The organism is Plantibacter sp. lyk4-40-MEA-4 (assembly GCF_030209415.1).
GTDB classification, from domain to species: Bacteria; Actinomycetota; Actinomycetes; order Actinomycetales; family Microbacteriaceae; genus Plantibacter; species Plantibacter flavus_A.
The window spans coordinates 12,536-25,812 of sequence record NZ_JARVSA010000009.1; the positions used below are offsets into that span (position 1 = coordinate 12,536).

The window sequence follows — 13,277 nt, forward strand, 5'->3', positions numbered from 1 at the left end:
CCGGCGCGGTTCGCAATTCAGGACGATCTCGGAGTGTCGTCGGCCCGAGGCGGCAGGTGCCGCCGCCACGCCGCGGTGATCCTGAGTTGTGAACGGTGCTGTCGTAGCGTTGACGGGTGTTCGAAGACAGGTACGGTCAGGACGTCCTCGCGGGGGACTGGCGGAAGAAGAACCGCGTGGTGGCCCGCGAGGTCGAGGCGGTGACCGACCTCGTGGTCGAGGAACTCGGCGGCTTCTGCGGCGCGATCACGCGCGTCGAGGCGAAGACGGTCGAGCTCGAGGACTACCGCGGCAAGCGGCGCGTGTTCCCGATGGGGGCGGGGTTCCTCCTCGAGGGTGAGCCCGTCGTCCTCGTCGTGCCGAAGCGTGCACCGACCGGGCGGGCGCGCACCGCTTCCGGCTCCTTCGCGGTGGAGACGACCGCTCGAGTGGCTCGCGCGAGCCGGATCTTCGTCGAGGGCCGCCACGACGCGGAACTCGTCGAGCGGGTCTGGGGCGACGACCTCCGCGTGGAGGGCGTCGTCGTCGAATACCTCGCGGGCGTCGACCACCTCGACGCCGCGCTCGCCGAGTTCCGGCCGGGCCCCGACCGTCGTGTCGGCGTGCTCGTCGACCATCTGGTCCCCGGCTCGAAGGAGCAGCGGATCGCCGACGCCGTCATGGCCGGACCGAACGGCCGGAACGTCCTCATCGTCGGGCACCCGTACGTCGACGTCTGGCAGGCCGTGAAGCCCGCCAGGGTCGGTCTGCGCGAGTGGCCGACCATCCCTCGCTCCATCGAGTGGAAGAAGGGCATCTGCCAGGCGTTCGGCTGGCCGCACGACTCGCAGGCCGACATCGCCCGTGCCTGGAAGCGCATCCTCGGTCAGGTCCGGACCTTCAACGACCTCGAGCCGGAGCTCCTCGGTCGCGTCGAGCAGCTCATCGACTTCGTCACCGTCGACTGACCCGTTCATCGGTTGCGCCAGCGCGGTGCGCTGACGTCACCGCGGGGCACAGCCGCGAGCGCGCCCCTCTGGAGACCCGCGCTCACGCGCGCGGGCCGCGCCCGCGCCGATTCGGGCGGGTTCGCGTGAGCGCACCGCGTTGGCGGAAGGCCCCAGCGCGCAGAGACCCGCGCTCGCGTCAGCGCACCGCGCTGGCCGGTGAGTTCCGTGCGCAGAGACCCGCGCTCGCGTCAGCGCACCGCGCTGGCGACCTGACCCAGGGCGTCCTCGAGGACGGACACCGCGTCGCGGAGGAGCTCGTCGGACATGACCGCGCTCGGAAGGAGTCGCAGCACCGAGTCCCAGGAGCCGGCGTCGAGCACGAGCACACCCTGGGCGATCGCCGCGTCGATGACGGTCTGCAGTGCCGTGGGGTGCGGTTGCTTCGTGCCGGGGACGACGAACTCGACGCCGGCCATCGCACCGATGATCCGGACCTCGCCGACGATGTCGAAGCGTTCGGCCCAGTCACCCATGAGCGATCGCAAGGTCGCCTCCACCCGATGGGCCTCGCCCAACAGGTCCTCGCGCTCGATGACCTCGAACGTCGCGAGCGCGGCCGCCGTGGACACCGGGTTGCCGCCGAAGGTGCCGCCGATGCCACCGGGCTGGACGGCGTCCATGATCTCGGCGCGCCCGGTCACGGCCGACAGTGGGAAGCCGCCGGCGATGCCCTTGGCGCTCGTGATGAGATCGGGCACGACACCGTGGTGCTCGATCGAGTACCAGGCGCCGGTGCGTCCGATGCCGGCCTGGATCTCGTCGGCGACGAACACGATCCCGTTCTCGGTGCACCATTCGCTGATGCGCGCGAAGTAGCCGGGCGCGGGGATGACGATGCCGCCGTCGCCGAGGACCGGTTCGGCGAAGAACGCGGCGACCTCACTCGCACCGATGTGCCGCTCGATGTAGTCGATCGTCACTTCGGCGGCCGCCGGTCCGTCGAGTCCGTCGCGGAAGGGGTAGGAGAGCGGGACGCTGTAGATCTCGCCGGGGAACGGACCGAACCCGAGGCGCTCGGGCGCCGGCCGGTAGGTCATCGCCATCGTCAGGTTCGTGCGTCCGTGGAAGGCGTGGTCGAGGGCGACGATCGCGCGACGTCCGGTGTACTTCTTCGCGATCTTCACGGCGTTCTCGACGGCCTCGGCGCCGGAGTTCAGGAGGATCGATCGCTTCTCGAAGTCGCCCGGCGTGATCTCGGACAGCTTCTCCGCGACCCGCAGGTAGTTCTCGTACGGCGTCACGGTGAAGAGCGTGTGCGTGAGCTTCGTGGCCTGCTCGGCTGCTGCCGCGGCGACGTCGGGGTTGGCGTGTCCGATGGTCGTCACACCGATGCCCGTTCCGAGGTCGATGATGTGGTTGCCGTCGACGTCCACGAGGATGCCGCCGGAGCCGTGGTCCATCCACACCGGCGCGAGGTTGCCGGCACCGCGCGACACCGCCCGGCGGCGCCGTTCCGTGAGTGCGAGCGATCGGGGGCCGGGGATGGCGGTCACGAGCTGGCGTTCCTGGGGCACGGAGTAGTCGATGGTCATGCAAGCCATGGTAGGCGCGCGTCCTCCGAGGATGCCGGGGGTCGGCGGAGCGTCGCCGACGATTCCACGACATCTGGCGGTTGACTGGTGTTCACCAACCGTCCATGCGCGCTGCCTACCGTTGGCGGCGCTGAACAGCCGGACGACAGGGGATCGCGTATGGACGCCGACACCAGCACCGCCCTCCTCATCGAGCGGCAGTCCGTGCTGCTCGGTGGCGTGCGCGCACCGGCCGAACGCACCCTCCTCGACGTCCTCCGTGACGTCGCCGAGTCGCATCCCGAGGCCTCGGCGATCGAGGACGCGGAGGGCGCGCTCAGCTACCGCGAGCTCGTCCTCAGTGCCGAGCGGGTCGCGGCCGGGCTGTTCGCCGCCGGGGTCTGCCGCGGCGACCGGGTCGGTGTCCGGATCGCCTCGGGCACCCGCGACCTCTACCTCGGGATCCTCGGGATCCTGTTCACCGGAGCGGCCTACGTCCCCGTCGACGCCGACGACCCGGAGGAGCGGGCACGACTCGTGTTCGGTGAGGCGGCCGTCGTCGGCGTGCTGGTCGACGGCGGTGTCTTCGAGCGCTCGCGCCGCGGAACGGAGGACCCGGCCGATGACGACGCCGACCCCGACCGGGTGCAACTCGCGACGGGCGCGGCACCCCACCCGGGCACCCGGGCGATCCCGGTCCTCGAACCACCGCGACCGGGCGACGACTCCTGGATCATCTTCACCTCCGGCTCGACGGGCACGCCGAAGGGCGTCGCTGTCTCGCACCGCTCTGCCGCCGCGTTCGTCGACGCCGAGGCGCGGATCTTCCTCCAGGCGGAACCGCTCGGCCCCGGTGATCGTGTGTTGGCCGGCCTGTCCGTCGCCTTCGACGCGTCCTGCGAGGAGATGTGGCTCGCCTGGGGACACGGCGCATGCCTGGTCCCGGCGCCGCGCTCGCTCGTCCGCAGCGGGATGGACCTCGGACCCTGGCTCACCGCGAAGGGCATCACCGTCGTGTCGACGGTGCCGACGCTGGCGGCGATGTGGCCCGCCGAATCCCTCGAGAACATCCGCATGCTCATCTTCGGCGGCGAGGCCTGCCCGCCGGAGCTCGCCGCGCGGCTGGCCGTGGACGGCCGAGAGGTCTGGAACACCTACGGACCGACCGAGGCCACCGTCGTCGCTTGCGCCGCGCTGCTGACCGGCGAGCAGCCCGTGCGGATCGGGCTGCCACTCGACGGGTGGGACCTCGCCGTGGTCGACGCCGAGGGCGTCCCGGTCGAGGAGGGCGGCGTCGGCGAACTCATCATCGGCGGCGTCGGACTCGCCCGGTACCTGGACCCAGCCAAGGACGCCGAACGGTATGCGCCCATGCCGAGCATCGGGTGGTCGCGGGCGTACCGGAGCGGCGACCTCGTCCGCTACGAGGCCGCAGGACTCGTGTTCCAGGGGCGCGCGGACGATCAGGTGAAGATCGGCGGTCGGCGCGTGGAACTCGGGGAGATCGAGGCCGCCCTGCAGGCGCTGCCGGGCGTCTCAGGTGCGGCAGCAGCCGTCCAGCGCACCGCCGCCGGGAACGCCGTCCTCGTGGGGTACCTCGCGGTGCCCGACCGCGACGGGTTCTCCCTCGAGCGGGCGCTCGACACCCTCCGTGAGCAGCTCCCGGCACCGCTCGTCCCGCTCCTCGCGGTCGTCGGCGAGCTGCCCACCCGCACCTCCGGCAAGGTCGACCGAGCCGCGCTGCCGTGGCCGCTCGACGCCGCCGACGGGGAGGACGCCTCGACCCTGTCGGGCACCGCCGCGTGGCTCGCCGAGCAGTGGACGGCCGTCCTCGGGGTCCGGGTCACGGCCGAGAGCGACAACTTCTTCAGCCTGGGCGGCGGGAGCCTGGCGGCCGCGCAGCTCGTCTCGCTCATCCGCACCCGCGATGCCGAGTTCACCGTCGCCGACATCTACGGCCACCCCCGACTCGGCGCGATGGCCGCCGAACTCGACGGCCGACGCCCCGAGCGTCGCAGTCGGGCGGCCGTCGCGGACCCCGTGCTCCCGACGCCGCTCGCGACCCAGTGGGCACAGACCCTCCTGGGTGTCCCGCTCCTCATCCTCGTCGGACTCCGGTGGCTCGTGTACCTGCTCGCCGGCAGTCGGGTCCTCGGCCTCGTCGCGGACGTCCCGTACCTCCCCATGGTCTCCTGGTGGTGGATCGCCCTCGGGTTCCTCGTGGTCATCACCCCGATCGGACGCATGGCGATCTCCGTCGTCGCGGCGAAGCTCCTCCTCGTCGGCGTCCGCCCGGGCGACTACCCGCGCGGCGGCTCGGTCCATGTGCGGCTCTGGCTCGCCGAACGCGTCGCCGACACGGTCGGCGCGGTGAGTCTCGCCGGTGCCCCGTGGATCTCGAGCTACGCCAGGGCGCTCGGCGCGAAGATCGGTGCCGACGCGGACCTCCACAGCGTGCCGCCCGTCACCGGGTTCCTCACCGTCGGGGCACGCGCATCGATCGAGCCCGAGGTCGACCTCCGCGGCTACTGGGTCGACGGCGACACGCTCCGACTCGGTCACGTCCACATCGGCGCGGAGAGCACGGTCGGCGCTCGCAGCACCCTGCTCGCCGGCACCCGGATCGGCAAGCGTGCGGAGATCGCTCCAGGATCCTCCGTCTTCGGCCGTGTCCCCTCCGGACACCTGTGGTCGGGGTCGCCCGCCGTCCGCGTCGGCAAGGCGAAACCGGTCTGGCCGACCGAGCGGCCCCCGCGTCGCCGACGCTGGCTGTTCGCGTACGGCGCGGGATCGGCGCTGCTGTCGGTGCTGCCGTTCCTCGCCTTCGTGCTGGCGGCGGCGGTCGTGGCGGCGGGCGCATCCGGCGCGACCAGCCTGCTCGACTTCTCCTGGCGCGCGCTCCTCTGGGTGCCCGTCGCCACCCTCGTGTGGTTCGTGGTCCTGGCGATCAGCACGATCGGCCTGGTCCGGCTGCTCGGCCTCGGTCTCAGCGAGGGCTACTTCCCGGTGCGCAGTCGGGTCGGTTGGCAGGTGTGGGCCACGGAGCGGCTCCTGGACGCCGCGCGCACCCTCCTCTTCCCGCTCTACGCCAGCCTCTTCACGCCCGTCTGGCTCCGCCTGCTCGGGGCGAAGGTCGGGCGCAACGTGGAGGCCTCGACGGTGCTCCTCCTCCCGCGGATGACGACCGTCGGCGACGGCGCGTTCCTCGCGGACGACACGATGGTGGCCTCCTACGAGCTCGGCGGCGGGTGGATGCGGATCGCCGGTGCGTCCGTCGGCAAGCGCGCCTTCCTCGGCAACTCCGGCATGGCGGGCCCCGGCATGCACGTGCCGAAGAACGGGCTCGTCGCCGTGCTGTCGGCCGCACCGCGGAAGGCCAAGACCGGCTCGTCCTGGCTCGGGAGCCCACCGATGCGACTCCGGCGGCAGGTGTCCGACGCCGATCTCGACCGGACCTACGATCCGCCGCTCCGGCTCCGGGTCGCCCGCGCACTGTGGGAGCTCTGCCGCATCGTCCCGGTCATGGTGACGACCGGCATCGCGCTCCTGGTGCTCCTCGCGCTCGCCTGGTTCGCCGACACCTGGGGTCTCGGTGTCGCGATCGCCGTCAGCGGAGCCGTGCTCCTGGCGGCCGGCGCGGTCGCGGCGGGGATCACGACCGTCGCCAAGTGGGTGATCGTCGGACCGATCCGCACGGGGGAGCACCCGCTCTGGTCCTCGTTCATCTGGCGCAACGAGGTGTCCGACACCTTCGTCGAGATGGTCGCGGCGCCCTGGTTCGCGGCACCCGCCACCGGTACCCCCGCCCTCACCTGGTGGTTGCGCTCGCTCGGCGCCCGCATCGGTCGTGGGGTCTGGTGCGAGAGCTACTGGCTGCCGGAGGCCGACCTCGTCCGACTCGGCGACGGCGCGACGGTCAACCGGGGCTGCGTTGTGCAAACGCACCTGTTCCATGATCGAATCATGAGTATGGATCAGGTCGAACTCGCATCGGGCGCCACGCTCGGGCCGCACAGCGTCATCCTTCCCGGGGCGCGGATCGACGACGATGCGACGGTCGGACCGGCCTCGCTCGTCATGCGCGGCGAACGCGTCCCGGCCGGCACCCGGTGGAGCGGCAACCCGATCGGCCCGTGGCGCGAGGTGACGACGGCGGAGTACCGGGAGCCCCAGGTCGCGTCCTGATGGGGGAGGCTCTCGCCCGTCTGCGGAGCGCAGGCGACCCCTACACGCCCTCCAGCGGGAATCGTGGCTACCGCGTCGTCCGGTACGAGCTGGAGCTCGACTACGACGTCGACCGCAACGCCCTGTCCGCCACGGCTCGGCTCACCGCCGTCGCGACGGAGGAGCTCACACGGTTCTCGCTCGACCTCGCCGCGCTGCGCGTCACCCGTGTCCAGGTCGACGGGGCCGAGGCGAAGCGGACGCACGGCTCGGGCAAGCTCACGCTGACGCCCCGGAACACCATCGCGGCCGGCGCCGAGTTCTCCGTGCTCGTCCGGTACTCGGGTGCGCCCCGTCCCGTGCGCAGCCCCTGGGGCGAGATCGGCTGGGAGGAACTCGAGGACGGCGTCATCGTGGCGTCCCAGCCGTGCGGTGCGTCCAGTTGGTTCCCCTGCAACGACCACCCCTCGGACAAGTCGTCCTATCGGATCAGTGTCACGGCGTCGTCGGCGTACACGGTCGTCGCCCCCGGGGAGCTGGTGTCGCGGGTCGCCCGCGCGAGCCGGACCACGTGGGTCTACGAGCAGCCCGAACCGATGGCCGCCTACCTCGCGACGGTGCAGATCGGCCGGTACCAGCGGCTCGCCGTCAGCGCTCGGGTCGCGACGAGCACGGTGCCCGTCGTCGCACACCTGCCACGCGACCTCACCGCGCGGTTCCGGCACGACTTCGCCGAGCAGGTCGACATGCTGGCGTGCTTCGAGCGCGCCTTCGGGCCCTACCCCTTCGGCAGCTACGGCGTCGTCGTCACGGACGACGTGCTGGAGATCCCGCTCGAGGCGCAGGGGATGAGCGTGTTCGGCCGCAACCACGTCGACGGCGTCAGCGGTTCGGAGCGGTTGATCGCGCACGAGCTCGCCCACCAGTGGTTCGGGAACAGCCTGACGATCGCCACCTGGCGCGACATCTGGTTGCATGAGGGCTTCGCCTGCTACGCCGAGTGGCTGTGGTCGGAGGAGTCCGGGGCCGAGAGCGCCGACGCCTGTGCCCGGGCGCACTACGCGGCGCTCCGACGTGCACCGCAGGACCTCGTCGTCGGCGATCCGGGACCCGCGGACATGTTCGACGACCGGGTCTACAAGCGGGGCGCGATCGCCCTCCACGCCGTACGCCGGCTGCTCGGCGACGAGGCCTTCTTCGACCTCCTGCGTGACTGGGTGGCGTCTTTCCGGCACTCGAGCGTGTCGACGGACGACTTCGTCCGGACGGCCGATCGACATGCGCCGGCTCCGGTCGAGCCGCTCCTCGACGCGTGGCTGTTCCAGGAGGCGCTCCCGCCGTTCCCCGTCGGCTGAACCGGGTCAGGGGAGCATGAGGGCCGTCGCGACGACGAATCCCGGCGCACGCTCCGGGTGGTCGATGACGAAGTGGTGGCCGGCGGTCTCGGTGACGCGCGGTCCGGCATCCGGCCCGAGGTCGATCGTCGCGGGATCGGTCGTGAGGCCCGTACCGAGAGCCTTCGTCACGGCCTCCTTCGCCGTCCAGCGCTCGGCGAGCGCCCGCAGGCGTCGTCGGTCCGGCAGCCGCTGCCACTGCTCCCGTTCCGCGGGGGTGAGGGCGACGTCCTCGACCCCGGTGAACCGGGCCGCGTCGATCCGTTCGACGTCGACACCGACGGGGTGCTCGGTCGACACCGCCACCGCTGAGGCGTCGGCGGTGTGGGAGACGCTCACGTGGACGGTCCGGCCTTCCGCGCGCACCCGTGGTCGTCCGTGCGCGAGACCGCAGTCCGGGCAGACCGCCGTGACCTCGATCCGCTCGGAGTCGGTACCGATCGTCTCCGCGACGGTGCGCAGGAGCAGTGCACGACCGAACAGGAACCGCCGGGCCGAGGTCGCGGAGGAGGTGTCCAGGCGGTCTCGGGCGGGCGCGTCCAGCAGGGCGGCCGTGCCGGCGAGGTCGAGCTCGACGGCGCTGGCCCAGCGCAGGAGGCGGACCGTCGGCTGCGGCAGGGGATCGGCTCGGTGCATGGCCCCCGCGTCCCGGAGTCGGAGCGATGCGAAGCAGGACCTCGCGAGATGGTGATGGTGCCCTCGACTGGATTCGAACCAGCGACTTCTTCCTCCGGAGGGAAGCGCTCTTCCGCTGAGCTACGAAGGCGGAACACCTCCAAGCTACCAGAGTCGGGACCCACGCCGGTACCGGAGGCGTGCGGGCTCGGTGTCGCCCATCGCGTGGAACAATGAGGACATGCAGCGCACCCTGACCGCGTCGCTCGATCTGCGGGTGCATGATCGAGCCGACCTCATCTTCTCCATCGCTGCAGCCGGCGGCACCCCGCTGGCGAGCGAGCGACTGCAGGTGCACTCCTCGGACGGCCCGTGCGCCGTGACCGAGATCGCGGGTCCGGACGACACACGACTCCACCGGGTCATCGCCGAGCCCGGCCGATTGCAGGTCGACTACGAGGCGGTGGTCGTCGGGCAGGCCGTGCCGCGTCCCGTGGACGCCTTGGAGACGGTGACGTACCTCCGTCCCAGCCGGTACTGCGAGTCGGACGCGCTGTTCTCGCTCGCGCGTTCCGAGCTCGGTTACCTGCTCGAGCACCGTCGTCTGCACGAGGACGGCACGGTCTCCGGCGGTCTGCAGGTGCTGCCATGGGTGGCGGCCTGGGTCGGACGACACCTCTCCTACGTCTCCGGCTCCACGACCGTGTCGGACAGTGCGGTGTCGACCCTGGCCGCGGGGCGTGGCGTGTGCCGGGACTTCGCACACCTGACCATTGCGATGCTGCGGGCGCTCGACATCCCGGCCCGGTACGCCGCGGTCTACGCCCCGGGTCTCGTGCCCATGGACTTCCACGCGGTCGCCGAGGGCTTCGTCGACGGCGCCTGGCATGTGGTCGACGCGACGGGTCTGGCACCGCGCCAGTCCCTCGTCCGCATCGCCACCGGACGCGACGCGGCGGACGTGGCCTGGTTGAGCAACCACCACGGCAACGTGACCGTCGAAGACATGCGGATCGACGCCCTGATCGACGTCCTGCCCGCCGACGACCCGGCGCAGGCGGTCGTGCTCGCCTGACGGTCACCCCGAGGACCACCGTGTCGCTGCTGCGACGCGCCCGGGTAGAATCGCTCCTCGTGACTCCTGAAGACCTCGCCTCCGCCCTGCACGCCATCGTCGTTCCGATCGTCGAACGACGACGCGAGGCGGCGGGTATCACCGACGAGGTCGCGGTGTCGGTCGACGACGTGGTGCTGGAGCGGCCGAAGAACCGCGATCACGGCGACTGGGCCTGCAACATCGCGATGAAGCTCGCGAAGCGGGTGGGCGCGAACCCGCGCGAACTCGCGCAGGAGTTCGCCGACGCGCTCGTGCAGGTCGACGGTGTCGCCTCGGTCGAGGTCGCGGGTCCTGGGTTCATCAACGTGCGCCTCGACGCCGCTGCCGCGGGTGCGCTCGCGAAGGTGATCGTCGACGCCGGCGACGCGTTCGGCCGCAACGACAGCCTCGCCGGTCAGACCATCAACATCGAGTTCGTCTCGGCCAACCCGACCGGCCCGCTCCACATCGGCCACACGCGCTGGGCCGCGCTCGGCGACTCCCTGGCCCGCGTCCTGAGCGCGTCCGGCGCGACGCTCGTCAGCGAGTACTACATCAACGACGCCGGCAACCAGATGGACACGTTCGCGGACTCGATCCTCGCCGCGGCCAAGGGGGAGCCGACGCCGGAGGGCGGCTATCCCGGGGCGTACATCGGCGACCTCGCGAAGACCGTGCTGACCGAGATCCCCGACCTCCTCGAGCGTCCGGACGCCCGCGAGGTCGCGCGGGAACGCGCCTACGCCCTGCAGCTCGGTGAGATCCGCGCGTCCCTCGAGCGCTTCAACGTCCACTTCGACGTCTGGTTCAGCGAGCGCACGCTGCACGCGACGGGCGAGGACGGCACGAGCCTCATCGACCAGGCCGTGGACCGGTTGCGCGAGCAGGGGCACGTGTTCGACGAGGAGGGCGCCGTCTGGGTGCGCACGACGGACTTCGGCGACGACAAGAACCGCGTCATCCGTCGCTCCAACGGCGTCTACACCTACTTCGCCGCCGACGCCGCGTACTACCTGAACAAGGGCGACCGCGGCTTCCAGCACAAGATCTACCTGCTCGGTGCCGACCACCACGGCTACGTCCACCGGCTGAAGGCGCTCGCGGGCGCGGCCGGAGACGACCCGGACCGCGACATCGAGGTGCTCATCGGGCAGCTCGTGAGCGTGAACGGCGCCCGGCTCTCCAAGCGGGCCGGCAACATCATCGAGCTGGACGACCTGCAGGCCTGGATCGGGACGGACGCCCTGCGGTACTCGCTCGGTCGCTACCCGGCCGATTCGCCGTTGGCCCTCGACCCGGAGCAGCTCCGCAGCCGGACGAACGACAACCCCGTGTTCTACGTCCAGTACGCGCACGCCCGCACGAACTCGGTGGCGCGCAACGCCGCTTCGGCCGGGGTCGATCGCAGCGCCTTCGCACCGGAGCTGCTCGTCCACGAGACGGAGTCGGCGCTCCTCGGCGTCCTCCAGGAGTTCCCGCGGATCGTCGCGCAGGCCGCACAGCTGCGCGAGCCGCACCGCGTCGCCCGGCACCTGGAGGAGACCGCGAGTCTGTACCACAAGTGGTACGACAGCTGCCGGGTCGTCCCGATGGGGGAGGAGCCGGTCACCGACCTGCACCGCACGCGCCTCTGGCTGAACGACGCGACCGGCACCGTCATCCGGAACGGGCTGGCGCTCCTCGGCGTCTCCGCGCCGGAGCGCATGTAGCGTCCCCGCAGCAGGAGATCCGCGCGAGCGCAGGACGGTTCCTCGGGAACGGTCCTGCGCTCGCTCCGATCTACGGTGTGCGCTGTCCGAGCGGCGAGTCCTTCGGTAGCGTGACAGGATGCGCAGCCTCACGTCCCGCCCGTCCCTCGTCGTCGTCGTGATCGCGGCGGCCGTGTCGCTCTCCGGCTGTGTCGGCCAGGGCTCGGGCGTTCCCGGCACCGCGGCGCCGAGCGCGACCTCCGCGTCGGCCGTGGACCTCCGCGCGTTCGCACCGTTCGGAACGGAAGGGTCCGGCGTCTCGATCCGCCTGCAGTTCCCCGATGGCCTGCGCGCCGGCAGTGTGGGCACCATGGACTACCTCCAGAACATCGTCTCGCCTCCCGTGCAGTGCGCGCAGTTCGAGATCGAGCTCGAGGAGGTGGGCACGAGCACGCTGCAGATCGACGGGGCACTCTCCGTCGTCGTCCGGGGCGAGGGCGGGAAGACGGTCGCGCCGGCGTTCGTCATCCCCGGTGACCCGGTTCGTGCGGCGTTCATCTCACCGGACGTCCTGACGAGGAGTTCCCTGGAGGACTCCAACCTCACCGAGCTGGAAGGGTTCACACTGGCGGCCTTGTATCCCACCTCGGCTGCCGACTGGGAGCGATTCAGTGGCAGGGTGCTCGACATGCCGGAGGTCGAGCTCGACCAGGTCTGCTGACACGGCCCGGAGACGACGGTTCGCTACCCTCGGAACATGAGTGAGCAGCAACCGTCGGGCAAGCGCAGGCGTCCCTGGCTTCCGATCGTCATCGTCGTCGGGGTGCTCGTCGTCCTCGTCGGCGCGTTCCTGATCGCCGACACGATCGTGCGCGGCGTCGCCGAGGAGCGCGTCGCGACGCAGATCGAGCAGAGCCTGCCCGACAACGTCGACGCGGACGTCTCCGTGTCGATCGGCGGTGCCTCGGTCATCGCCCAGTACCTCACCGGAACGTTCGAGCACGTCGACCTGCGTGCTCCGGACGCGAGCGTCGACGGCATCCCGCTGGATCTCCGTGTCAGCGCGGACCGGGTCCCCCTCGACCCGAGGCAGACCATCGGTCGGGTGGTGGCGACCATCAGGATCGATGCCGCAGGAGCGGCGGACCTCGCCAAGACGGCCGGGCTCCCTGGCACGCTCACCCTCGGCGCCGAAGAGATCGGGTACGCGGGTGAGGCGACCGTCCTCGGGTTCACGATCCCGTACGACTTCTCCGTGGCGCCGACCACCACGGCCGACCGGGTGAACCTCATGCCGACGTCCGTGAACGTCGACACCGGGCTCCTCGGCGTCATCGACCTGCGGGCGCTCGTGACCGGCTTCCTGCAGGGCGACCCGCCGAGCATCTGCGTCGCCCAGTACCTGCCAGAGGGGGTCGACCTCGATGGACTCGCGGTGACGCCGGAGGCGGCGACCGCCACCCTGACGTCGACGACGCTCCGGCTCGACGAGGCGTCGCTGCAGACGCTCGGCAGCTGCGACTGAGCCTCACCCGCCACCCGGCGGGGGAGGGGAGCGGGCCGCCCGACGTCACGATGCTGCACGGTCACGCGCGTCTCGCTAGACTTTCCACACACCCACTGCTCCGACCGGGCGGTGAGGTGTGCCGTCGGGCCCTCGGGCCCGTGTTCCACCACAGTCGTTCCAACCGAGCGGCGATGGGTGCGGACGACCGGGATCACCAACCACCGGGTCGTGCGCATCCACCTTCATCGGTGCTCTGCAAATCGGTGCTTCAGGGGCCAAACCGGGTCCGCTCGCCCAACGAGAACCTCCTTTT

Annotated in this window: 9 protein-coding genes and 1 tRNA gene; 7 read left to right on the forward strand and 3 right to left on the reverse strand. The window is 71.3% G+C overall.

Annotated elements, in window-relative coordinates:
• Positions 1 to 116 precede the first annotated feature (116 nt).
• Positions 117 to 947: a DUF3097 domain-containing protein gene (locus QRN44_RS14910; protein WP_071262446.1), complete on the forward strand. Its 831-nt coding sequence runs from the start codon at positions 117 to 119 to the stop codon at positions 945 to 947.
• 230 nt (positions 948 to 1,177) lie between these two features.
• Here QRN44_RS14910 and QRN44_RS14915 read toward each other — a convergent pair whose 3' ends face one another.
• Entirely contained in the window at positions 1,178 to 2,521 is a 1,344-nt protein-coding gene (locus tag QRN44_RS14915) for an aminotransferase class III-fold pyridoxal phosphate-dependent enzyme (RefSeq protein WP_436278727.1), read from the reverse strand.
• 159 nt (positions 2,522 to 2,680) lie between these two features.
• On the opposite strand from QRN44_RS14915, the gene QRN44_RS14920 reads away from it, so the two are divergent.
• Positions 2,681 to 6,685: a Pls/PosA family non-ribosomal peptide synthetase gene (locus QRN44_RS14920; protein WP_285039529.1), complete on the forward strand. Its 4,005-nt coding sequence runs from the start codon at positions 2,681 to 2,683 to the stop codon at positions 6,683 to 6,685.
• Positions 6,685 to 8,019, forward strand: a complete 1,335-nt coding sequence (locus tag QRN44_RS14925) for a M1 family metallopeptidase (RefSeq protein WP_285039530.1) — start codon at positions 6,685 to 6,687, stop codon at positions 8,017 to 8,019. Before QRN44_RS14920 ends, QRN44_RS14925 begins: the two co-directional genes overlap by 1 nt.
• Before the next feature lie 6 nt (positions 8,020 to 8,025).
• Here QRN44_RS14925 and QRN44_RS14930 read toward each other — a convergent pair whose 3' ends face one another.
• Both QRN44_RS14930 and QRN44_RS14935 read right to left on the reverse strand, forming a co-directional pair.
• Positions 8,026 to 8,694 (reverse strand): 4'-phosphopantetheinyl transferase family protein, encoded by a 669-nt coding sequence (locus tag QRN44_RS14930; protein ID WP_285039531.1) that lies wholly within the window; start codon positions 8,692 to 8,694, stop codon positions 8,026 to 8,028.
• Positions 8,695 to 8,749: 55 nt separating this feature from the next.
• A tRNA-Arg gene (locus QRN44_RS14935) sits at positions 8,750 to 8,824 on the reverse strand.
• A gap of 90 nt (positions 8,825 to 8,914) precedes the next feature.
• On the opposite strand from QRN44_RS14935, the gene QRN44_RS14940 reads away from it, so the two are divergent.
• The 4 genes from QRN44_RS14940 (at position 8,915) to QRN44_RS14955 (ending at position 12,982) form a co-directional block, all read left to right on the forward strand.
• Positions 8,915 to 9,748, forward strand: a complete 834-nt coding sequence (locus tag QRN44_RS14940; RefSeq protein WP_071262441.1) for a transglutaminase-like domain-containing protein — start codon at positions 8,915 to 8,917, stop codon at positions 9,746 to 9,748.
• Positions 9,749 to 9,807: 59 nt separating this feature from the next.
• Positions 9,808 to 11,478 (forward strand): arginine--tRNA ligase, encoded by a 1,671-nt coding sequence (locus QRN44_RS14945; RefSeq protein ID WP_079003965.1) that lies wholly within the window; start codon positions 9,808 to 9,810, stop codon positions 11,476 to 11,478.
• Between the two features lie 118 nt (positions 11,479 to 11,596).
• Entirely contained in the window at positions 11,597 to 12,178 is a 582-nt protein-coding gene (locus tag QRN44_RS14950; RefSeq protein WP_285039532.1) for a hypothetical protein, read from the forward strand.
• Positions 12,179 to 12,214: 36 nt separating this feature from the next.
• Positions 12,215 to 12,982, forward strand: a complete 768-nt coding sequence (locus tag QRN44_RS14955; protein WP_285039533.1) for an LmeA family phospholipid-binding protein — start codon at positions 12,215 to 12,217, stop codon at positions 12,980 to 12,982.
• The last annotated feature ends 295 nt before the right edge of the window (positions 12,983 to 13,277 follow it).